Origin of the sequence: Loktanella atrilutea (assembly GCF_900128995.1) — a bacterium.
Classification (GTDB): domain Bacteria; phylum Pseudomonadota; class Alphaproteobacteria; order Rhodobacterales; family Rhodobacteraceae; genus Loktanella; species Loktanella atrilutea.
This window is the reverse complement of the sequence record NZ_FQUE01000015.1, coordinates 20,858-40,308: the sequence shown is the minus strand read 5'-3', so window position 1 is coordinate 40,308 and position 19,451 is coordinate 20,858. Positions and strand designations below refer to the sequence as shown.

Below are 19,451 nucleotides of genomic sequence, written 5' to 3'. Positions count from 1 at the left end.
AACAAACTCGCCTTCGAAAGTCTTTTGGTATACACGCATACCATCAGGAGAACAGTGATGACAAAGCAAGCTGCCGTCCGGCTTCCGGATGAAACGTACGCCCGCCTCAAGGCCCTCTCATCGAGAACCGGCAGAACCGCGACTTACTACATTCGCGAAGCAGTCGAAGAGCATCTGGATGACCTTGAGGACGTCTACATGGCCGAGCAGGTGATTGCGCGGGTCAGAAGCGGGCAAGAGCCGGTCCACACTTTAGACGATGTGGAGCGCGATCTTGGCTTGGCAGATTGATCTGTCGGACACGGCCACAAGGCAACTTTCGAAGATCGGAAAATCCGAGGCGAAACGGATCATTGGGTTTCTGCGGGACAGACTGGCGCCATTGGATGATCCACGGCTGATCGGTCATGCCCTGAAAGGTGCGGTCTACGGCGACCTCTGGCGCTACCGCGTCGGAGACTATCGCATTGTGGCCAGCATCGAAGATGAGCGGGTCAGCATTCTGGTGGTGAAGATAGGGCATCGCCGCGAAGTCTACCGCGACTAGGCAGGAGTGCGGATAAGCGTTCCAGAACCGGTTGAAGGTTTGTGAACGCTATCGCCACCACCAGAACATCGAAGCGATGAACGCGCATCTCTTGGAAATCTCAAGAACCGTAGCGCTTGGAGCCCATGTCTGTGCTTCTGCCTGCTTTCAAGCCCTTGGGCCGTGATGACATAGCCCGGCACCAATACGTGGCAGGGGCCAGGGATTGACGCGGGAATGGCGCTTTTGATATACATTGTTAAATGTATATCCAGAACTGGAAACGCCATGCAGATTGCCAGATGGGGAAATTCCCTTGCCGTGAGGCTCCCCGCGGACTTGGTCCGCAGGCTCGGATTGAAGGAGGGCGATCAGGTCGACCTGCAGCCCGGGGAGAGTGGACTGACGCTGACCCGGCACCGTCGGCCGGAGGAGATCCTCGCTTCACTCGAGACGTTTCGCGGCAGGCTTCCTGCCGCGGCGCGCCTGAGCCGCGACGATGCGAATGGCCGATAGGTTCCTTGACTCCAACATCATTCTCTACCTGCTGGATGATGGCCCGAAACGGGACCGGGCCGTACAGGTTCTGCAGTCAGGTGGCACGGTCAGTGTCCAGGTGCTCAACGAGGTGCTGGTCAATTGTCGACGGAAGGCCGGCATGAGCTGGGATGAGACCGGCGTGTTCCTGGAGAGCATCCGGGCGATCTGCAGGGTCGTGCCGCTGACGCCGGACACGCATGATATCGGCCGGGCGATCGCTGAGCGCTACACCCTGCAGGTCTACGATGCCATGATCGTGGGGGCCGCCCTTCTGGCGGGATGCACGGAGTTGATGTCCGAGGATATGCACGACGGGCTTTTGATCGAAAACGTCCTGCGCATCACAAATCCATTCAGAGCCGTGGGCGCCTGACGGAAAGCGGCGATCACACCTACGGCGCTGTCAGGCCAGTCCCAGGAGCTTTGTTGGCCCTTTCACGAAAAAAGTGTAGCCAATTTATTTACACCTGTCTGCTATCAGGCTACACATAAGTATGATAAAGACCTTCACTCACAAGCAGCTGAAAGCTCTCTGGGAGACGGGAAAGTCAAAGATCGACGCACGGCTTCATAAGCGTATCTTGCGGCGTCTCGATACTCTTAATGCCGCGACAGTGCCCGAAGACATGAATCTCCCCGGCTTCGATTTTCACGCGCTGCAAGGCTACACACCGACACGTTACACAACCCATGTGAACGGACCGTGGTGCATCACTTTCGAGTTTCACGACGGCGATGCCTATGTCCTGGACTTCGAGCAATATCACTAGGAGGTAAAAATGAGCTGCGACCCTGACCGTTGCCCAACACATCCGGGCGAATTATTGCGCGAGGACGTGGTGCCCGCGACAGGCAAATCCAAGACTGAGCTCGCGCGGATGCTCGGTATCTCGCGTCAGCATTTTCACGACGTTTTGGCCGAACGCAAACCCGTCAGCCCCGAGCTCGCGGTACGCCTCGCCAAGCTCTTCGGAAATGCGCCTTTGGTATGGATCAGGATGCAGGGTGCTTACGATGCGTGGCATGCGTCACGGGACGTCGATGTATCTTCTGTCCCAACATTGATGACAGCAGAATAGCGATCTTGACTGCTACGGGGGGCGATCACACCCGCCTCGTCTGTCAGGCCAGTCCTAGCAGCTTTGCACAGGGTTCGGTGGCCCAGGCGCGGTAGGTGTTGCGATAGGTAATCTTGCGGATCAGTGCGGTGTCGGTTGCGGTGTCGATGAGCCTGAGCGCAGATCTTGACGTGATGCCGGCGGCCTTGGCGAGATCGGCCGTGTCGATGATAGGCTGGATCATGAGAAGGCGGACGAGGTCAGGCATGTGCGATGAACCATGGGCGGTGTCCCTGGCGTGACGGGCCCGGTTCAGCCAGCGGCGGTGCATGGGAAGCGATCCCATGGCCCGGGCAAGGGTGTGGGTGAGGCCGGCGAGAAGGGCTGCCACGGTATCGGGGCGGCTGACGGACCAGAGCCGGAAACCGCTGTCGACGAGGGCGAGAGAGGGTTGCAGCACCCAGGCGCCGCGGGGGGCCCTGACGAGGTCATGGGGATCGGCGTCTCCGATCATGAAGCCCCCTGCCCCGCGCAGGGCATGATCGGCGGCAACGAACGCCAGCCGAGCGCAGGCCGGTGCGCCCGCCGCGATCAGGCCCACGCGATGGGCCACGGCAAGGCCGGCCAGGATGGGTCCTGGCGCGGTCCGCAGATCCTGGCGCAGGGCGTCGAGATGCTCAGGCGTGAACGGTGAGGGCCCCGTGTCGCCACCCAAGGCCCAGATCCGCTTCATGACGACCGCCGTGTCGTCGCGCAGATCTCCGGGCGAGTGCAGGCCGCGCAGGATGGCCGTGGCGGCGATGGCGGCGCGATCGCGGTCGGGATCTCCAATCTCATCGCGAAACGCGCGGCAGAGCAGATCCTCGGGACGCAATGGCAGGTCCTCGAGCCATGCGGAGGCGCAGGCTTCCTGGACGGCCGCTTCGGCACGCCAGATCGCGGCGAGATCGGGATCCGCGCGCAGGGCCCCTTCGAGGCGGGCTGCGAGGATCTCGGCCTTGAGGGTGGCCTGAAGGTCAGGACCGGTCATGATGCGGGTCCCATGATCGGAAGGAGGACTGGCATGCCGGGGGCCCAGGCTGAAGAGGAAGGAATGATGCCGGACACCTATCGCATCTGAAGCCTAACGGATTCCAGACAGAAATTTTGAAAAGCGTTACAATCTAAAATATTTGCCAGACAAGACGGACGCAAAATGTAGTGTCATGTCCGTTGCTGGCCGGTTTTGAAGATAGGCCTGCGTGGAGGCAGAGGCTGGAGCTGGTCCCGGTGCGCTTCGGGCAGATTTTACGGGATACCGCGGGGAATTGCGCAGGTTTCGAAGGATGGGGGGGTGTGTTTTGCAAGGTTTGGGTTGCGTTCAAACGCTCGTTTCCTGATGACATATTAAACTGTTATTGAGCATACTGAGCCAGAAATCCAAAGAACGGGGCCCAGCAAATGGCCATGATCGGATATGCGCGGGTGTCCACCACCGGACAGACCCTTGAAGGTCAGGTTGCAGCACTGCGCGCTGCAGGGGCCGCGGAGGTGATCGAGGAAACGGCGTCCGGGGGGGATCACCAGCGCCCTGCCCTCGGCCGGCTTCTTGGACGAATGACGTCAGGTGACGTGCTGGTCGTGGTCCGGATCGATCGGTTGGCACGCAGCGTGTCACACCTTTTAGCTGTGATCGAAACGCTGGAGCTACGTGGCGCCGGATTCCGCTCCTTGGGTGACCCTGTCGACACCACCACGGCGCAAGGCAAGTTCACGCTTCAGATCCTGGGGGCCGTCGGTGAGTTGGAGCGCGCGCTGATCCGCGAGCGGACCATTGCCGGACTTGCCGTGGCCCGCCGGGCGGGCAGGATCGGCGGCAATCCCCACCTCAAGGCCCGCGACCCGCAGGCCATCAAGACGATGGCCCGCGCGCGTGACGACCAGTTTTTCGAGCAGATCAATGCGGTTGGGACTGAATGGGTCCCCTATGTCAGACGCCTTCGCCCGGAGACGTCGTGGGCGCGGGTCGCCGCGGCAATCAACCGTCAGACACCTCCCCCGAGCAAGCCGTGGGCTGCGCCACGGTTAAAGCGGGCAGCCCGCAGGTTCGTCTTGGACGGGCTTCTGAGCGAGACCGTGATGGACCGTGCACCCAAGGCGCAGCCATCTGACCGCCTTTGCGCGATCGTAGCGGGAATGGTTCGGGCCGACCCCGGAATTACCCTGAAGCGGATCGGTGCGTCCCTTGAGCAAATGCGTGAACGGACACCTTCAGGTGGTTCAGCCTGGCCCCTCTCGTCTGTCCGGATGTTGAAAACCAGAGCCGAGCGATTGGGGCTCTTGGACAGGCATCCAACTTATTGAAGGTGTGTGGCTTTTTATAACCTCACACCAATGCAAAAGCCCGGCCCTCAACTTTTCGAGGGCTTTCTCGGCTATATTCTAGTTTAGGATGGAGATTTGGAAGGGCCGATAAACATGTAAGGATAATGGTATGACCAATTCTACAGATGAAGAGAAAAAGCGGATGGCCCTCGAGGTGATGAAGCACTACCAGGTCCTGCCAGCCGGTTCCCTTGTATTAGAAAACGTGCAGCAGTGGGTTGAAGCACAGGGGTGGACATATGACGATGTCTTGGACGGATTCATCCTGGGTCGAGAAGAGGGTTTGTTCGAGATGAGCGGCAGCCGTAGAGCAACTTTGACTCTTAAAGGTGCCAAATTGCATTAGCAGTCATCTTAGGCCAACTGTTCGCTCCTCGGAATGGTAGATAAGGGCGCCCATGCTATGGGTGCCAACAATCGCCAGACGATCAACCGGGGTACCTGATCGTCATCTTGCCTTGAACGACCAATCTTGATGGCGCGTGCAAATGCGGACAGCATCACACTGCGGGCCATCAATTATCTCAGAGTCATCCACCCCACGAGCGTGGCCATCACAAATGTCGCGATCATCCAGTTGGCTTTTATGAAGCGGCGGGACTTGCGGAATTTTGCCACAGTGAAACGACTTTGGTCGGACTGCTCTGAAGATGAAACGACATGGTCAGCATTAACTTGCATCTTTCTGCTTTCTCTAGCTGCGTATAAAATTTTCCTTTCCAGATCAGCTAGATACGCTAAAAATTCACAGGAAATGACGTTGATCCGGGTTGTTTCAAATGGTTGGTGTGAACGAACGACTTCGGCACCACTTCGTTCCACGAGGTTTTCACTCGGTCTGACGTGGGCATCAGGACTAAGACTTTGGTGCTTTTTAAAGGCGTCCCAAAGGTCGGTTTGCGCAGCACACAGCGTCAGTTGCAGTGACGCACACTTCAGGCTCGAGGAATATAACGCGCGAAAACATCGTGATTTCAGTATCTTGTGATGAAATTGACTTCCAAGAGGAAAAGCTTAGCCTTCAAAGTACGCCCTTTTCCTCATAAGCGATGGTTTGTTTCAGAGTCCGGGGAAGCCGTTCATGAAGAAGTCTGATGAAACCATCATCAGCGAAGAAGCGACGGGCCCTGCGGAACGTCATCCCTGTCTTCTGGCTGACTTCGATGAACGCCTCGCGGTCGCACGCAAGCAGCGTGAAAAAGTGCTGGCAGAGCGCGCCGCTGCCGCAGCTGCAAGCGTGGAAGCACCAGTTCCGCCAGTAAAGAAACCTGGGTCGCCTGCCTGGGGCACTCTTACAACGCAGAACATGCCCCGGAGCGAGACACTTTCAGGTCCTGGGGCGACCACTTCGAGACCAGGCCCGTATCGCAATCCAAAATCACGGGTCAAAGATACTCAAAAGGATTCCCAACCCATCAAACGGCGATGGCAGTGGATCATAGGTGCAACCTTGGTCGGCATCCTGGCCGGAGGTCTCATCACACTGATACTGTTTGAGCGCCGATCGACGTATGAAGTGGGTAAGGTGGATATCGTATCGCGGGCCGGCCCTCAGCCGGATGTGCCCTGGTCTCCGCCACTTGACCCCACAATCTGGGAAACGTTCATCCTTCCAGACCGCAGTCCCGGGCGTGCTGTACCTCAAACGGACATGTCGACCGGCAAATCGACCCCTTCAATCACCACCCTCCGTCTTCCGCTTGATACATCGCCAACTCAAACAAAGGTGTGGTCTGCGCAGCCCCTCACACCTCTCGTGCGTTTAAATATGCCTGATCTGGCCGCCAGCCCCTTCGGGACGGATGTCGATGTCGTACTCTCCCCGGTTGGTGAATTGCCAAGCCTGGTCCGCGCAGAACCGATGCAGCAATCGCAAAATTCGGTTGCCGATGGCATGCCTTCGGTTGGTCCAGATAGCTTCGCACCCACTCTCGTGACATGGGATGTGGTGTTGACGGCGCCACATCAGGATAAGCCAGGACAGGCCAGGCCGCTTTTTGCAGAGTGGCCAGATCACGAGATGTCTTACCCTGCGTTGAAATGGCCGGCACGCCCGGATGATTTCGATTGCCAGGAATGCCGAACGACGACACTGCCGATACTGCCGATACACGATCAAACTGTCATTCTTTTCGTGAGCGATACATCGTCCACGCAGCAAAAAAACACGATGATGTCCCGCCTGTCGTCTCTCGGCCTGGCGCAGGTGAAGTCACACCAGATCCGTTTGGGGGCTTCGGAGACGAATGTACGTTATTTTCATGACGCTGATGCAGCAGCCGCCAGAGCCGTTGCCCGATCAGCAAAGGCACGGCTTGTCGATCTGAGTGAGTTGCGTCCCTTGCCGCCTGTCGGAACGATAGAACTACGCCTGGGGCCGGATCGGTCCGATATCACCAGCTCAATTCAATTTCATGCAGATATGAAAGGTTAGATCATGTTCAGGCCTGATGACGTGGTCGAGGTGCAAAACTGGATTGTCGAAATTTCCGGGCGCTGATCTTGAAGATCGTAATCGCAGGCCTCGTGCTGCTTGCAGCAACAGCGGCGCTCGCGCAGAGTCCTGGCCCGTTATCGCAGGCCTTGTCCGATGACGTGGCTTTGCGGGAGGCCGCTGCAAACGGTTCTCCTGACGCCATGCTCGAACTCGGTTTGAGAGAGGATCGCGGGCAGAATAGACCCCGCGATCCGGCAGCGGCCTTCACGTGGTACATGCAAGCGGCACAAGCCGGTCTGGCCGAAGCGCAGCTGAATGTCGGCATCATGCTCGATGCAGGCATCGGAACGGAACGCGATCCATACCGGGCTGTCATCTGGTATACCCGCGCTGCCTTGCGCGGCAATGCGCGTGCACAGTTCAATCTCGGCCTGCTTCATGACACAGGCGTCGGCACCCCAGAAAACCATGTCATGGGAACCTACTGGTTCAATTCCGCCAAAAGCGACGTACCCGCCACTGTAGACAGGCTAACACCGCCTGGTCCGAAAATCTTCGGCGATCGATTGATGGCTCCTGTCCCGATCTATGAAAACGTGACCTCTACGAGCGCAGAAGTCATCTGGCGCTCCGAGCCGCAGCCGGAAGGGTCCTACTACCTTCTGCAGATCTATGCATCTGCGTCAGGATCCGAGCCAGCTTTTCATCTTGTCAAATCCATCCGCACCCAGGCTTCAGGAGCTCTTGTGACTCTCCCGGGTGTGCAGGACCCCATGATCTGGCGGATCAGCGTGGTCGATGATGCCCTTCATGACTACGCCGCATCCGAATGGCGAGGCGTGCCTTTGGGACGCCAGCCTCCGCGCGGGGCGGCCACGCTCTCCGCAACCCGCAGGACGACGCAATCGGCAGACTTTATCAATCTGCTGCAGTCCGATCTGAAAGTGGCAGGGATCTCGATCGATGGCGAAAGAACGCTGACTGCGATACCCGGCCAGAGCCGCGTGATCTTCCGCTACCGAGACGATAGGACGCTTGCGATGGACGTGGCCGGGCTGCTGACGTCGGATGCAGCTGGAGCGACTACCTATTCAGCTGATTCCGATCTGGCACCCGGACAGGTCGGTATCGAACTCGTCATCGACCCTGAGCGGAAACCGGGCGCTGACTAAAAATACAATTTGTCAGCGCCCTGCGCTTTGAGCAAAAGGCGCAAGACCGTCACGAGCCCTGCATAACGTGGCTCGGCGGTTCATGTGCCCGTTCCCCATCACCCTCTCACAAAGGCGCGGCACGTAGGATCACGCAGGATGTTTGCGGCCTTCCAGGCGCATGGAGATAGTCCGTTGAGCGATGCCGTTGAGAGACTTTTAGGTCTCGTGGAAGACCTGGCCGTCGTGGCTTTTTTCGGAGGTGTGGGCAGTGCCCTTTGCCTCTCCTGGGTGAGCTTGTCGATCTGGTTCGGCGTAGTGGGGATCCTGTCCTGCCTCATGGCCCTCTATGCTGCAGGCCACATCATCTGGTCATGGATGTGTCACCACTGAAACTACCGTTAATAGACTTACGTACGTTTATGCGAAGTGGCATCATTGGCGGTTCACGTCATGTCAGGGTGTAACGATCGGATCGGAAGGATGGGGGGAGACGGCGTGCAACGCCTGGCGCCAATCTGGCTTACACATCTGCTCAAGCGATTTGCAGGCCAGGAGCAGTGCGAACCCTTTGCCCCGCCAGCGCCCTTGCGTCCCCTCTGGGTAATCGGAGATCTGCACGGACGCGCGGATCTGCTCGACCGCCTCCTCAAGGAGATGTTTGCGCGCACGGCGCGCAATGCGGTCGATATCGTATTTACCGGTGACTACATCGACCGTGGACCTGACAGTGCCGGAGTACTGTCCCGCCTGCGTCACTTCTCGGACACTTCACCCAGCGTGACATGCCTGATCGGCAATCACGAGCAGATGATGTTCGATTTTCTCGATGACCCGGCCGCTCACGGGCGACGGTGGTTACGCCATGGTGGGTACAGCACGCTCGAGAGCTTTGGCCTTTCCTATAAGAGAACCCAGGCTTCGGAAGCCTGTCTGCAGGATCTGGCGACCGATCTGCGCACGGCCATGGGGCATGCTACCCTGACCTGGCTGCGGCAGCGGCCCCTCCTGTGGTACAGCGGCAATGTTGCCGTGGCGCATGCTGCTCTCGATCCGCAGCGGGATCTGTACAACCAGCTGCCAAGCACCCTGCTGTGGGGTCACCCGCTATTTTTCAACACGGCGCGGCAGGACGGACTCTGGGTTGCCCATGGCCATACCATCGTCGACAAGCCCGGCCCCACAGGACGGGGCCGCATTGCCGTCGATACCGGTGCCTACGAAACCGGTCGGCTGACGGGTGTCCTGATCCTGCCCGATGGCGGCGTGACATCGCTGTCGACCTGAAGATCCGGTCCTGGCAATGCCGGCGAACGTCTTTGCAATACAGTGCCAGGCGCCACCATAGGTGATGCTACGTCACATCTGCTTCAATCTGTAGACGGCGTGACCGGCGCCCATTAAACGACGCAATCGTTAGAAATGGTCAAGTACTGTCGTCGTCGTTTGACGCCCGGTCAGGGACCATACGTCTGCCGTGTTTCAAGATTTGGAAAACCGATAATGCTGAAGAGCTTTCTTGCGATCGCCTTGACTACGCTCACGATGTCGCCTGCCAGCGCTGCGACGGTCGAGCATCTGAACATGGTTCAAAACCAGTGGGCTGTATTTGAGTTCGATGGCAAAAATGCTGTCGAACTGATGGTCAATCCATCCAGTCCTGATGGATCGCTCTCCGTAACTTACGCATTTTCCGGAAGCAGATGTGGTGACAACATTTATTGGACCTGTATGGCCGATAGCCAGATGACGAACACGGTCTACTCGAACTATTCTCACAACTTCGGCGAGGGTTGGTTTGACAAAAAGAACGTGGGCTCGATCATGTCGCCGTTCTCGATCTCCTATTCAAACGACACATGGGGCAGCTTGTTTGCCTATTTTCGGGTTACCTCCGGTTCGGCATCGATTTCCCAAATCGATGACACCGTGCCGGCTGCTGTCCCTCTGCCCGCCGCTCTCCCGATGCTACTTGCTGGCCTGGGTGGCCTGGGCCTTTTCGCACGGCGGCGCCGCAAAGCGGCCTGATCACCCGGAACGCCGCATCAGGAAGCAGATCTACAACATCCCTGGCGGCGCGGTACGCCATGCATGCTGACAAGCGCACGTTTCATCAGAGGACTTCTCGTTCCGCCTCAATGAGGCTTCTAAGTACGGATGTCGGCACAGTGCCCATGAAGGCCGTGTGCCCGATGGCAAAGGCGGGTGTGCCGATGAAGCCGAAGACATCAGCCACGGCCCGGCTGTGCCGCAGCGTGGTCGTGACCGGATCGGACTGCATGTCACGCATCAGTCGGTCGGGGTCGATGCCCATCTCTTGCGCCAAGTGCCGGATATAGGCCTGGTCGGTTACGGCGGGTGTATGGATCAGGCGGTCATGCATCTCGCGGTAGGCCCCTTGCAGCTTGGCGCCCAGCACTGCCCGGCTTGCCGTGACCGATGCCGCGCCAAAGATCGGCAGCTCGTGACGCACGATACGGATCGCCGCGGGATCTTCTGCGGCGATGTCGGACAGGCGCACGTCCATCACGCGGCAGTTCGGGCATCTGAAATCCGAGAATACGGCGATCGGGACGGCAGGCGCGTGCGACTGGCCGTAGAGAGCCGTCCACGGATCGTCACGCACGCTCTGACGCAGAGACAGGATGGCAGGATCAGCCGGGGGGCTGTCGGCCAGTCCGGCAAAGATCGCACCTTCGGTCGAGAGAGCGCCGGAAGAGATCAGTTCGCGAAAGGGTGGCAGATCCGGCAGATCCCTGAACGCCAGATCCCCTAAGCGAAGCGAGGCAAGGTACGGTGCGCCCTTAGTCCACCCTACGACCAGCAGTGCCCCACCTGTCAGAACGGCGCGCCGACGCCAGGTTGGCATTGCAGGTCTGCTCAAGGGATACATGCCTCCATCCGGCCAAAGAGGCCAATTGGTATCAGGTTTGCGCATTTTCTCAAATGGATAGGAGTTAAGCCATGACCAACACCATGACTTACAAAGGCTACGCCGCCCGTATCGCCTACGATGACGAGGACGGCATTCTGACGGGGCAGATCGCAGGTCTCCGCGATGGTGTATGTGAAGTTATGGCGGAGATGGGAGAAGGTCCGTATGCGATCTCTGAGGTTGCAACCAAGTCTAACACCTTGCTCAAGTCCCTCAGCACCGTGAGAGACAACCTGATCAAGAAAGGCATGATCTATAGCTCGAGCACGGGCTACATCGCTTTCACCGTTCCGATGTTCGACAGTCATCTTCGTCGCGTCGGTGGAAAATGATCGAGTTCAGCTGTTAAAGATGCCTGGAAACAACTGACGCATCTACATTTAGCGTAAGAGGCTGTTCCTTAAGCATGAGATTTCCTCTGCTCTGGACCGCCTACTGGCGACACTCCGGGAAAGGATTGCAATGTCATACCGCCTGGTTGTGCTCTTGTGCTTCGGGGTGCTGTTGCCTTGCCTTGCGGGCGCACAGGAGGCGGCGGAACGGCCGCTGCCGCTCGATGGTCATATCGCGGCCGATGGCAGCAGCGTGACGTTGGACTGGTTCGAGGCTAAGCCGCCGCGTGTCGGATCGGTTCAGATCAAGCGGCGGCGCTTGGGAGATACCGGAGGCGCAAGCTGGGGCACGATCGCTTCTGACCTTGGTGTCGTCATGCAGTTCACCGATACGACGACGCAGGCTGGCATCCCTTATGAATACCAGGTTCTGCGACGGGGCCGTGATGTGGTCGACGTGGGCTATTGGGCCACCGGCGTGGACCTGCCCGTCAAGAATACGCGGCGCACGGCTTACGTGGTCGTGGATCAGACTCTGTCGGAGGCTCTCGCGGTGCACCTGCACCGTTTCGTTCAGGATCTGGCGGGTGATGGCTGGCAAATTGTCGAAACAACCGTGCCGCGTGGGGACAACACGCAGCCTTTGGAAAATCTCACGCATGCGGCAACGCTGCGCGGATGGTTGCAGCAGCAGTACCGCCAGGACCCGGCCGGCGAACACGCGGTCATCCTGGTGGGTCATGTACCCATCGTGACCAGCGGGCATGCGCATCCGGACGGTCATGCGTCGGTGCCACATGCAACGGATCTCATCTATGCAGAACTCGACGGGTCGTGGCCCGTCGGACAGGATGGCGTCCTGCTTCCAAACGCCCTCCCCTCCGATGCAATCGAGATGCAGGTGGGCCGCATCGACTTTTCCAACCTTGCCCAAGGTGCCGAAGAGATCGCTTTGCTCAGAGCCTATTTCGACAAGAACCATCATTGGCGAACCGGCCTGCTGGGGGATCTGCGCGAGGCCTATGCGCAAAGCAGCCATCTGAAGACGGAAGCAGACGGCTTGCGCAACATCGTGGGACGAGGCGCCATCACGCCCGGCGGTCATCACGATGTGGGCGAACGACAGCCCTGGCTCTGGGGCGTGGATTTCGGCGACGCGAACGGGCGGCATTACGCGACCGACTATGCCAACAGGGCCGTTTTCGCGATCAACTTCGGCAGTCACAAGCAGAAGTTCGACCAGCCCTACAATGCGATGACGGCCCTGCTGGCCCAGCGGTTCTACCCTCTCGCCGTCGGCTGGGGGGGGCGTCCGGCTTGGTGGCTGCACCTGATGGCCTTGGGTGGCACCATCGGTGATGTCCACATGCGCACCGTCAACAACGGTGTCGCCACACAGCCCTACCGCACGAGCATGGATTACTGGCCGACCGGTCGATACATCTGGCAAAATCCTGTCTGGGTGAACCTGCTCGGCGATCCAACGTTGCATGCCTTCATGCTCGCGCCACCGACGGCACTGCGGGCGCAGACGACAACAGATGGCATGGCGCTGACCTGGACCCGCTCGATCGACCCCGACGTGCAAGGCTACAGGCTCTATCGCAGGGCAGGCACGGGTCCGATGGTTGCCCTGAACCACGGGGCCCTGGTTCCGGACACGCACTTCACCGATCCCGATCCGGCCCCCGGGGCCACCTACATGGTCCGGGCCTACGGGCTCAAATCCGTTTACGCCGGCTCATTCTACACGCTCTCCCAGGGTATCTTCGCCGGCCCCGATAACGGCCCCCCGGGGACAGCCGATCCTGTCACCGTGACGACATCGCCTGGACGGCCAGTCGCCCTGCCCGACGGGTTCGACACCCCCCGGGATGGCGTGATCCGGGCCGTGATCGCCCCACCTGACGTGGGCGATCTGCGGCTTGAGGGGGCGACATGGCGCTATGTCCCGGCGCAGGGTTTCACGGGCGAGGTCGACATGTCCTACGCCAGATCAGATGCGTGGCAGACCCAGGTGGGCCGGCTCTCGATCATCGTGACGGACGCCTCGCCCACGGCGCCGGCCGTCGTCGACGGGCAACACTGATCTCGACCCGTCGAAATCGATGAACCCGGCAACAGATCCGTCTTCCATGGCGTGCAGGTCCGCGCGCCCTGATCCTTCGGCACGTTTCCGCCATTTGGTGTCCAGGGGCAGCAAATGCTGGATCAGGAAGGCCCAATCGCCTTATCAGCCTGAATATCTACCCCCCGAATGCTCCCACCTCTCAGCTGTGCAAGTGCGGCATCGGGACCTGGTAGTGTTGCTTTTGGAAAACGTTTTTCGTGCGGGTGCTGGAGCCGGATCTTAAATCCAAATTAACCTTTGTGCTGTTCTCATTTTGTGCACAATATAGGCATTACCGGGGGAATTGGTGGTGGAGGAAGGGATAATGGGGATCATGTGTTGCGCCACGATCTCGGCCTACACATCGGCCGCGGCAGGGCTGCTGATGGGATGCAGCCTCATCGCGGCTCTGGGACTTGTGTCGTCCGTCGGTGTCGTCGTCAGCCTGGCGCTGGCCTACCGCATGACCTGGTCCCACGACCTGCCTCACCCGTAAGACAGCCTCGTGCCCTTCCGGGCAAGGATCGGAATCTTCCAGGACGCTGACGTGTCTTGGCTGATCCAAGCTGCAACTCTCTCGCCAGGCCCCTCACGGCAGATCTGACAGCGGCGGGACCCTGTCATCATGACCGTGTGGCGAACGGTATGATCTCGCCGGATCCAGGCGTGGCCCTATACCCGATTTTCACGGAATTGTCGCTCCTGGCAGGTTTGCCGAAAACCTCCAGTGCGGCGCGCTGCCCCGACCGGATGGCGCCCTCGATGTAGCCGGTCCAGACCGGAGAGGTCTCGGTTCCCGCCCAGTGAAAGGGGCCGATCGGCGCGCGCAGGTGTTCTCCGTAATGCGACAGCACACCCGGCGGGGCAAAGGCGCCGTAGCACCCGCCGGACCACTCCTCGCTGCTCCAGTCGTGATCGAGGTAGTCCAGTGGCGTCAGGGCCGCGGGCCCGAAATGTTCGCTGACCGTCTTCAGGACCACGGCCCTGCGCGCTGCAACCGAAAGATCGGCGTACCGTAGCGCCTGATCACCGTCGATGAAGCCCGCCAAGACACCCTTGCCCTGGCCCGTGGGTGAGACATCCATGATCGGGGTGGTGGGCGTATCATCCCGCAGGATCGATCCATTGAACCCTTTGGCACGCCAGAACGGCGTCTCGTACAGAACCCAGAACTTGATCGAGGATCCCATCGTGAGACGATCGTGCAGAGCCATCTTGGGGTGCGGCAGGGCCGGCGTGAAGGCGATGCGGGGCAGCAGCGTCAAGGGTACGGCCACGATGACGTTATGCGCGGTCCAAGTGCCGGACTGCGTGTGGACGTCGGCATGCCCTTCCTCCCAGGCGATGCTCTCGACAGGGGTGTTCAGATGCAGCCTGTCCCCGATCTGGGCAGCCATCCGTGTGCTGATCTGGTGGACGCCGCCGTGGAACAGCAGGTTCTGCGCACCGCCGGTATCGGATGAGATCAGGGTGTCGAGCCCCTCGCCGGACTTGAGATAATGCAGGAAGAACAGGAGCGAGACCTGGGATGTCTCGGCACAGAAGACGGTGCTGCAGACCGTTCTGAAAGCCGCGCGCAAAAGGTCGTACCCTACATTGGCGACAAGCCATTGCTCGACCGTCGTGGCGTCGAGCTGGGCCGCCTGCGGGTGGTTCCAGGGCTGCTCGCAATCCAGCGGCTTCATGAGGCGGCGCAGCTTGCGCCTGGCGTTGAGATAGCCCAGCCCGCCCCGGAGGCCGAGCAGGTTGTTGAGTTTTTCGCGCTGGCCGCGACGCTCCTTGCCGTTGATCCGGAAGATGGCTTCACCATCGAGGTAGGTGGGATACGTGCGAACCTTGTAGGACGCGGCCAGGAACTTGAGCTGGTTTTGGGTCGGCGCCATCCACATGCCGCCGAGATCGACCGTCAGATCTCCCAGCTTGCCGGGTTTCGTGCGTCCGCCGACCCGGTCACGGGCCTCGAGGACGACAAAGTCGTCATCCCCCTTCTCCATGAGCGTAAGTGCGGCGGAGAGCCCTGCAAAACCGGCACCGATGATGATCGTTCTGGGCATGACATTCTCCGTGCGCACGGCGGGGCGAGATAGGGTCAGGCTCCGGCGGAGACCCATGACGCAACCGGCATACGACAAATGCCACACGATGGGGGGAGGGCGTGATCTCATCTGTGTGAGATCTTCACGAGCGTTGCAGCGCTGCGCCTGTCGCCCGGGTCCGCCGCGGCAGACGCGTGGTCTCATTATTCCAATCTGCACCGGGGTTTGGTGACCCCTGAAGGGGGGCCGGATCGCGGGTCACATCCGGCGCGGTCCGATCGAAATATCATGTCTTCCGTGTCAAATGGCCCGGACTGTCTTGCAAATTCCCGGATCACCTGGCCCTGCAAACAAGATGGCCCGCCTCGGCGACGAGACGGGCCATCAAGGTGTCTGCTAGGCGTGCAAGGCAAGTTTGGGGTTGCCCTGCGATGTCGCAAATAGGCCATGTCGCACCCTGTTTCAACGCGCGATTGCACGAGGGTGAAGGTCGGGACCAGGCGAGATCGCGTGAATGCAAGGACATCGGGATATGTCCGGTGCGTGGCACCGTGGTCTTGTTCATCTGACGGCCAGAGGCTCTGGCGATCCGCGAAATGGCCCGGACGGAAGTCAGACAAGACCGGGTCCCGTAAGAAACATCTGCCATCTGCAAGACTGCAGACGGCAGATGAGTACGGAGTAGTAGGTTTCCCATATATCTGAAGGCCCTGCGCAGCAATGGATACCGTCCAAAATCACGGCGCTCCTCAGGATCTGATACACGACGGGTACGCTCGATGCGGCGGCAATGCCTTGGAGATGGGGCGTCAGGCGCGTGCAGGGGGCCATGGCTTTGAGTTCTCGTGGCGCAACAGTGAATGCGCGAAACTGAAACTTCCGCCAATTCCACAACGTTGATAGACTGCAAATGCATCCCCCGTATGGACCAGAAAGGCTTTCTGCCTGGCCGTCCGGCCGATGACATGTCCTCTGGATGATTTCATGCTCACGCTTCGCCTGGTTTGCGTTTTATTCGTGATCGCTTCTCCTGCGTTTGCGGCAACGACAGCGCCTCACGCACTCATGCTGGATCCGATCGGCACAGGGTGTGTCGATGGCGGCGGATACGACGATCCCTTCCCGGCCAGCAAAGGCGTGATGGCGCCGCCGTTTTGCATGTTCAATCCTTGCGATCGCGCCCTGAGCCGCACGGAACTCAGCCGTGACATCGTCGGGCGGGATGTCGAGACCTGGGAGTGGGATGCCTATTACAGCCGCTATGCGGAATACTGCAGAGCGGATGCGGTCAACAGGGAGGGGGCTTCCGGGCCGGTGACGGCCCGGGACTTCTGGGCGCCTCTGCTCGCGGGGCCCCTGTTTGCCTATCTACCCGGCGGCAGTGTCGGTCGGGACACGCTCTTTGACAATCCGAACGGCGGAGGGGGAGGCGGCGGCATCACGTTTCCCGTCATTGGCGGCGTACAAGGAAGCGGTGGCTCCAGCGGGCTCTTTCCGGGCAGCGGCGGCAGCGGCGGTAGCAATACCCCCGGCGGCGGCAGCGGCGGCAATACACCGGGCGGCAGCGGTGGTGGTCCGACACGACCCCCGATACCCGCAGGGGGCACGTCATCCGGCGGCGGGAGCGGCACGACGCCACCCGGCGGTGGCGGGTTTCCCGGGACCGACACCCCTCCCCCCGTCATCCCGCTTCCGCTGTCCGGCCTGTTGCTGCTCAGTGCTCTTGCGGGCGTTGTGAGCCTCAGGCGCAGAACGCAGGCTTAGAGCAGGCTGACGCTCGGAACAGCACGGCACTTGCCTTAAAATGAAAGCGACGCCGCCGGTTGCCCGGCAGCGTCAAAAGTGCAGATGGCAAACGATCGTCCAGATCCGCCATCCAACGTCAGAAGGTGAATGCCAGTCCCCTGATGCAATTCATCAACCATGATCATGAGGGGCTTGCAACCGAAGCGGGTTTGCTGGGGCCGTTCAATGCAAGGCCTATGGTATTCACGCCGCACCTGCCAAAAGATGCATCACAGCCTGCAGGGTCGTCCGGATGTAATGGGAAAACCCCTTCGCTCTCGCGATAAGAGCCAGCCTGAAACGTTCACGTTTGTTTCAGTGATGCCGTGCGGCACCCATTTTTCAACACAACTCACTGTTTCACCAAATGTGATGAAACCCCTGCATGCCGACTGTAGTTAAGGTGCTATGAATTGTGGTATAAATAAGGATGTGAAGCGCATTTATAGGGGCCAAAGCGACCGCTGTGCCGTCAGCACCTGCAGGCCCCGAAGCTCTATATTTTCTACCAAGTCTTTAAATCAATTTAAGAAAATCTCTCAAGGCCGTACCCATGATATATGATCGCGAAGCAGACATCCTGTATCTTGCACACTATCTTTGGGAAGAGGCTGGTGCTCCGGCCGGCGCTGCGCCTGCGTATTGGAAAGAAGCTGCTCTCCAGGTTCTGGCCCGTGGCGGGAAGCACGCCCCGTCGCACAATGCCGTGGTCAATTTCGACGTGCAAAAGCCAAGCGCCAAACGGTCGCTCTCCCTGCGCCTGACACGGGCAAAGCATGGCCGTGCCATCTGTGTCGATGCGATGGGACAGCGGCGGGTGACATTTGTCCCGGCACATGAGCAGGTCACCGTTGCAAACTCCCCGCTGATCGATCTGGCCCGCAAGGTCGACTGAAGCTTCTGAAAGAAGCACCGCCGCAGTCCGACCGGGTCAACTCCACCGAAGGCGCGTCCTCAACGCATACATCTGGTGTGAGGGGACAAAACGCTTGCGACAGATTTTTTTCTGCATCAGGTGATTCGTTTTAGAGGAATCACGACGTCTGAGCCCGACGCATGATCTGCCTTGAAATTCACCGGCGCACACCCTGAAGTTGATCGCCCGTTGATTACACGCCGGTTACACGAAGATTACACGACACAACATGCCATGAGACGCATAACTGTTTCTTGACTGTGAACAATGCTCAGGCAGAGTGCTAACATCATGGCAAGATTTGGGCGGAAACCTGTTCTCTTCACGAAAGTGACCTATCACTAGAGCTTGAAGGCTGGTATCTTCTAGGGGATGCCAGCCTTGGCAACACACACAGCGACCGTGTTATGGCGCTTAACCAGGAGTTCTATTGATGAACATGAAATTTCTCGCGACCACCGCTGCCGCAGCTGTGCTGTTGGCCGCTCCCGCCATGGCGGCAACCTTCACGCTCGACGACTTCAACGAGCAGCAGCTCGCCGTGGCCGATCCCGCCAACACCGTGACGAATATGGGTGGTGACTATGCCGCAGCATCGCGTGACTTTACGGTCGACGCAACTGTTGCAGAGAACTCGGGCAGCAACCTGGCAAGCTCCACCCGTCTGGAAAGCTTCGGCGGTCTGTTGTCCTTCAGCACGACTTCCAGCGTGCGCGGCAGTGCCACGCTGACCTACAACGGGGTCAACCTGCAGAACTCCCGTGACAAGGGCTTCTTCACGTTCAATGTCGTCCCCGGCACCTTCGACGGCGACGCCATGTTCAGCGTGGCCGGCACCGATGCCGGCGGCAACACGATCTCGTACTCCGAGAACCTGCTGAGCGGCTTCAGCCCGATCCTGCGCTTCAACGAGTTCACCTTTGGTGGATCCAATCCGTTCGACTTCACCAACGTCGCATCCCTGAGCTTCATGATCGACACGTCCAACACCCGTGGCAACGTCGATGGCCAGCTGGACTCCATCACGGTGTCCGCCGTTCCGGTTCCGGCCTCCGGCCTGCTGCTGCTCGGCGCGTTTGGTGGTGCTGCCGCCCTGCGTCGTCGTAAAGCCAAGAAAGCCGCCTGAGCTCAAAGCACAATCCGGTGGGCCTGAAACCCACCGGATTGCAGCTTTCAAAGACAAGCCCGGATGCGGAAGCATCCGGGCTTGTCTCGTTCAAAGGATCTGCCACCACTGCCCGCTGAGCGGGGCCCGGTTCTC

The 19,451-nt window shown here is 59.6% G+C and carries 21 protein-coding genes; 18 read left to right on the top strand and 3 right to left on the bottom strand.

Features of this window, described 5'->3' with window-relative positions; genetic code table 11:
• Positions 1-57 precede the first annotated feature (57 nt).
• From relB to BUA54_RS18445, 6 genes are all read left to right on the top strand, one after another.
• The gene (gene relB / locus BUA54_RS18470; RefSeq protein ID WP_072858742.1) at positions 58-291 is read left to right on the top strand and encodes a type II toxin-antitoxin system RelB family antitoxin; all 234 of its coding nucleotides are present in this window, start codon (positions 58-60) and stop codon (positions 289-291) included.
• Positions 275-547, top strand: a complete 273-nt coding sequence (locus BUA54_RS18465) for a type II toxin-antitoxin system RelE family toxin (protein WP_072858758.1) — start codon at positions 275-277, stop codon at positions 545-547. The genes relB and BUA54_RS18465 overlap by 17 nt, the downstream gene beginning before the upstream one ends.
• Before the next feature lie 216 nt (positions 548-763).
• Entirely contained in the window at positions 764-1,042 is a 279-nt protein-coding gene (locus BUA54_RS18460) for an AbrB/MazE/SpoVT family DNA-binding domain-containing protein (protein WP_342742737.1), read from the top strand.
• The gene (locus BUA54_RS18455) at positions 1,032-1,439 is read left to right on the top strand and encodes a PIN domain-containing protein (protein WP_072858740.1); all 408 of its coding nucleotides are present in this window, start codon (positions 1,032-1,034) and stop codon (positions 1,437-1,439) included. Before BUA54_RS18460 ends, BUA54_RS18455 begins: the two co-directional genes overlap by 11 nt.
• A 121-nt stretch (positions 1,440-1,560) precedes the next feature.
• A complete protein-coding gene (locus BUA54_RS18450; RefSeq protein ID WP_072858739.1) occupies positions 1,561-1,836 on the top strand; it encodes a type II toxin-antitoxin system RelE/ParE family toxin in 276 nt (91 codons plus the stop codon).
• A gap of 9 nt (positions 1,837-1,845) precedes the next feature.
• Positions 1,846-2,145 carry a HigA family addiction module antitoxin gene (locus BUA54_RS18445; protein WP_072858738.1) on the top strand — a complete coding sequence of 100 codons (300 nt, stop codon included), beginning with the start codon at positions 1,846-1,848 and terminating at the stop codon, positions 2,143-2,145.
• 43 nt (positions 2,146-2,188) lie between these two features.
• On the opposite strand, the gene BUA54_RS18440 is transcribed toward BUA54_RS18445, so the two are convergent.
• The gene (locus tag BUA54_RS18440) at positions 2,189-3,154 is read right to left on the bottom strand and encodes a helix-turn-helix domain-containing protein (RefSeq protein ID WP_072858737.1); all 966 of its coding nucleotides are present in this window, start codon (positions 3,152-3,154) and stop codon (positions 2,189-2,191) included.
• 410 nt (positions 3,155-3,564) lie between these two features.
• Here BUA54_RS18440 and BUA54_RS18435 point away from each other — a divergent pair, with 410 nt between their 5' ends.
• The 6 genes from BUA54_RS18435 to BUA54_RS18410 all read left to right on the top strand — a co-directional run bounded on the left by BUA54_RS18435 (position 3,565) and on the right by BUA54_RS18410 (position 10,104).
• A complete protein-coding gene (locus BUA54_RS18435; protein ID WP_072858736.1) occupies positions 3,565-4,467 on the top strand; it encodes a recombinase family protein in 903 nt (300 codons plus the stop codon).
• Positions 4,468-4,597: 130 nt separating this feature from the next.
• Positions 4,598-4,834: a hypothetical protein gene (locus BUA54_RS18430; protein WP_072858735.1), complete on the top strand. Its 237-nt coding sequence runs from the start codon at positions 4,598-4,600 to the stop codon at positions 4,832-4,834.
• A gap of 735 nt (positions 4,835-5,569) precedes the next feature.
• Entirely contained in the window at positions 5,570-6,922 is a 1,353-nt protein-coding gene (locus BUA54_RS20985; RefSeq protein WP_143155515.1) for a hypothetical protein, read from the top strand.
• 68 nt (positions 6,923-6,990) lie between these two features.
• Complete coding sequence (locus tag BUA54_RS18425; RefSeq protein ID WP_143155514.1) at positions 6,991-8,097, top strand: tetratricopeptide repeat protein; 1,107 nt, start codon at positions 6,991-6,993, stop codon at positions 8,095-8,097.
• Positions 8,098-8,574: 477 nt separating this feature from the next.
• The gene (locus BUA54_RS18415) at positions 8,575-9,363 is read left to right on the top strand and encodes a metallophosphoesterase (protein WP_245810792.1); all 789 of its coding nucleotides are present in this window, start codon (positions 8,575-8,577) and stop codon (positions 9,361-9,363) included.
• Between the two features lie 216 nt (positions 9,364-9,579).
• Positions 9,580-10,104: a VPLPA-CTERM sorting domain-containing protein gene (locus BUA54_RS18410; RefSeq protein ID WP_072858732.1), complete on the top strand. Its 525-nt coding sequence runs from the start codon at positions 9,580-9,582 to the stop codon at positions 10,102-10,104.
• A gap of 85 nt (positions 10,105-10,189) precedes the next feature.
• Here BUA54_RS18410 and BUA54_RS18405 read toward each other — a convergent pair whose 3' ends face one another.
• Positions 10,190-10,945, bottom strand: a complete 756-nt coding sequence (locus BUA54_RS18405) for a DsbA family protein (protein WP_072858731.1) — start codon at positions 10,943-10,945, stop codon at positions 10,190-10,192.
• 95 nt (positions 10,946-11,040) lie between these two features.
• Between BUA54_RS18405 and BUA54_RS21615 the strand changes: the two genes are divergently transcribed.
• From BUA54_RS21615 to BUA54_RS21300, 3 genes are all read left to right on the top strand, one after another.
• Complete coding sequence (locus tag BUA54_RS21615; protein WP_072858730.1) at positions 11,041-11,343, top strand: hypothetical protein; 303 nt, start codon at positions 11,041-11,043, stop codon at positions 11,341-11,343.
• A 130-nt stretch (positions 11,344-11,473) separates the two neighbouring features.
• Positions 11,474-13,432, top strand: coding sequence for an Ig-like domain-containing protein (locus BUA54_RS18395; RefSeq protein ID WP_072858729.1), 1,959 nt, complete (start codon positions 11,474-11,476; stop codon positions 13,430-13,432).
• A gap of 346 nt (positions 13,433-13,778) precedes the next feature.
• The gene (locus tag BUA54_RS21300; protein WP_178352790.1) at positions 13,779-13,949 is read left to right on the top strand and encodes a hypothetical protein; all 171 of its coding nucleotides are present in this window, start codon (positions 13,779-13,781) and stop codon (positions 13,947-13,949) included.
• Between the two features lie 127 nt (positions 13,950-14,076).
• Here BUA54_RS21300 and BUA54_RS18390 read toward each other — a convergent pair whose 3' ends face one another.
• Positions 14,077-15,507: a flavin monoamine oxidase family protein gene (locus BUA54_RS18390; RefSeq protein ID WP_072858728.1), complete on the bottom strand. Its 1,431-nt coding sequence runs from the start codon at positions 15,505-15,507 to the stop codon at positions 14,077-14,079.
• Positions 15,508-16,473: 966 nt separating this feature from the next.
• On the opposite strand from BUA54_RS18390, the gene BUA54_RS18385 reads away from it, so the two are divergent.
• From BUA54_RS18385 to BUA54_RS18375, 3 genes are all read left to right on the top strand, one after another.
• Complete coding sequence (locus BUA54_RS18385; RefSeq protein WP_143155513.1) at positions 16,474-17,253, top strand: hypothetical protein; 780 nt, start codon at positions 16,474-16,476, stop codon at positions 17,251-17,253.
• Between the two features lie 574 nt (positions 17,254-17,827).
• A complete protein-coding gene (locus tag BUA54_RS18380) occupies positions 17,828-18,169 on the top strand; it encodes a DUF2934 domain-containing protein (protein WP_072858726.1) in 342 nt (113 codons plus the stop codon).
• 454 nt (positions 18,170-18,623) lie between these two features.
• On the top strand, positions 18,624-19,316 hold the full coding sequence (locus tag BUA54_RS18375) for a VPLPA-CTERM sorting domain-containing protein (RefSeq protein WP_072858725.1): 693 nt from the start codon (positions 18,624-18,626) through the stop codon (positions 19,314-19,316).
• Positions 19,317-19,451 lie beyond the last annotated feature (135 nt).

Bases quoted from the DNA above. Each gene is read 5' to 3' on its own strand.
- BUA54_RS18440 (WP_072858737.1), bottom strand. From the start codon at position 3,154: ATGACCGGTCCTGACCTTCAGGCCACCCTCAAGGCCGAGATCCTCGCA.
- BUA54_RS18460 (WP_342742737.1), top strand. From the start codon at position 764: ATGGCGCTTTTGATATACATTGTTAAATGTATATCCAGAACTGGAAAC.
- BUA54_RS18410 (WP_072858732.1), top strand. From the start codon at position 9,580: ATGCTGAAGAGCTTTCTTGCGATCGCCTTGACTACGCTCACGATGTCG.
- BUA54_RS18435 (WP_072858736.1), top strand. From the start codon at position 3,565: ATGGCCATGATCGGATATGCGCGGGTGTCCACCACCGGACAGACCCTT.
- BUA54_RS18450 (WP_072858739.1), top strand. From the start codon at position 1,561: ATGATAAAGACCTTCACTCACAAGCAGCTGAAAGCTCTCTGGGAGACG.
- BUA54_RS20985 (WP_143155515.1), top strand. From the start codon at position 5,570: ATGAAGAAGTCTGATGAAACCATCATCAGCGAAGAAGCGACGGGCCCT.
- relB (WP_072858742.1), top strand. From the start codon at position 58: ATGACAAAGCAAGCTGCCGTCCGGCTTCCGGATGAAACGTACGCCCGC.
- BUA54_RS18385 (WP_143155513.1), top strand. From the start codon at position 16,474: ATGCTCACGCTTCGCCTGGTTTGCGTTTTATTCGTGATCGCTTCTCCT.
- BUA54_RS18390 (WP_072858728.1), bottom strand. From the start codon at position 15,507: ATGCCCAGAACGATCATCATCGGTGCCGGTTTTGCAGGGCTCTCCGCC.
- BUA54_RS18455 (WP_072858740.1), top strand. From the start codon at position 1,032: ATGGCCGATAGGTTCCTTGACTCCAACATCATTCTCTACCTGCTGGAT.
- BUA54_RS21300 (WP_178352790.1), top strand. From the start codon at position 13,779: ATGGGGATCATGTGTTGCGCCACGATCTCGGCCTACACATCGGCCGCG.
- BUA54_RS18380 (WP_072858726.1), top strand. From the start codon at position 17,828: ATGATATATGATCGCGAAGCAGACATCCTGTATCTTGCACACTATCTT.
- BUA54_RS18375 (WP_072858725.1), top strand. From the start codon at position 18,624: ATGAACATGAAATTTCTCGCGACCACCGCTGCCGCAGCTGTGCTGTTG.
- BUA54_RS18430 (WP_072858735.1), top strand. From the start codon at position 4,598: ATGACCAATTCTACAGATGAAGAGAAAAAGCGGATGGCCCTCGAGGTG.
- BUA54_RS18405 (WP_072858731.1), bottom strand. From the start codon at position 10,945: ATGCCAACCTGGCGTCGGCGCGCCGTTCTGACAGGTGGGGCACTGCTG.
- BUA54_RS21615 (WP_072858730.1), top strand. From the start codon at position 11,041: ATGACCAACACCATGACTTACAAAGGCTACGCCGCCCGTATCGCCTAC.
- BUA54_RS18395 (WP_072858729.1), top strand. From the start codon at position 11,474: ATGTCATACCGCCTGGTTGTGCTCTTGTGCTTCGGGGTGCTGTTGCCT.
- BUA54_RS18445 (WP_072858738.1), top strand. From the start codon at position 1,846: ATGAGCTGCGACCCTGACCGTTGCCCAACACATCCGGGCGAATTATTG.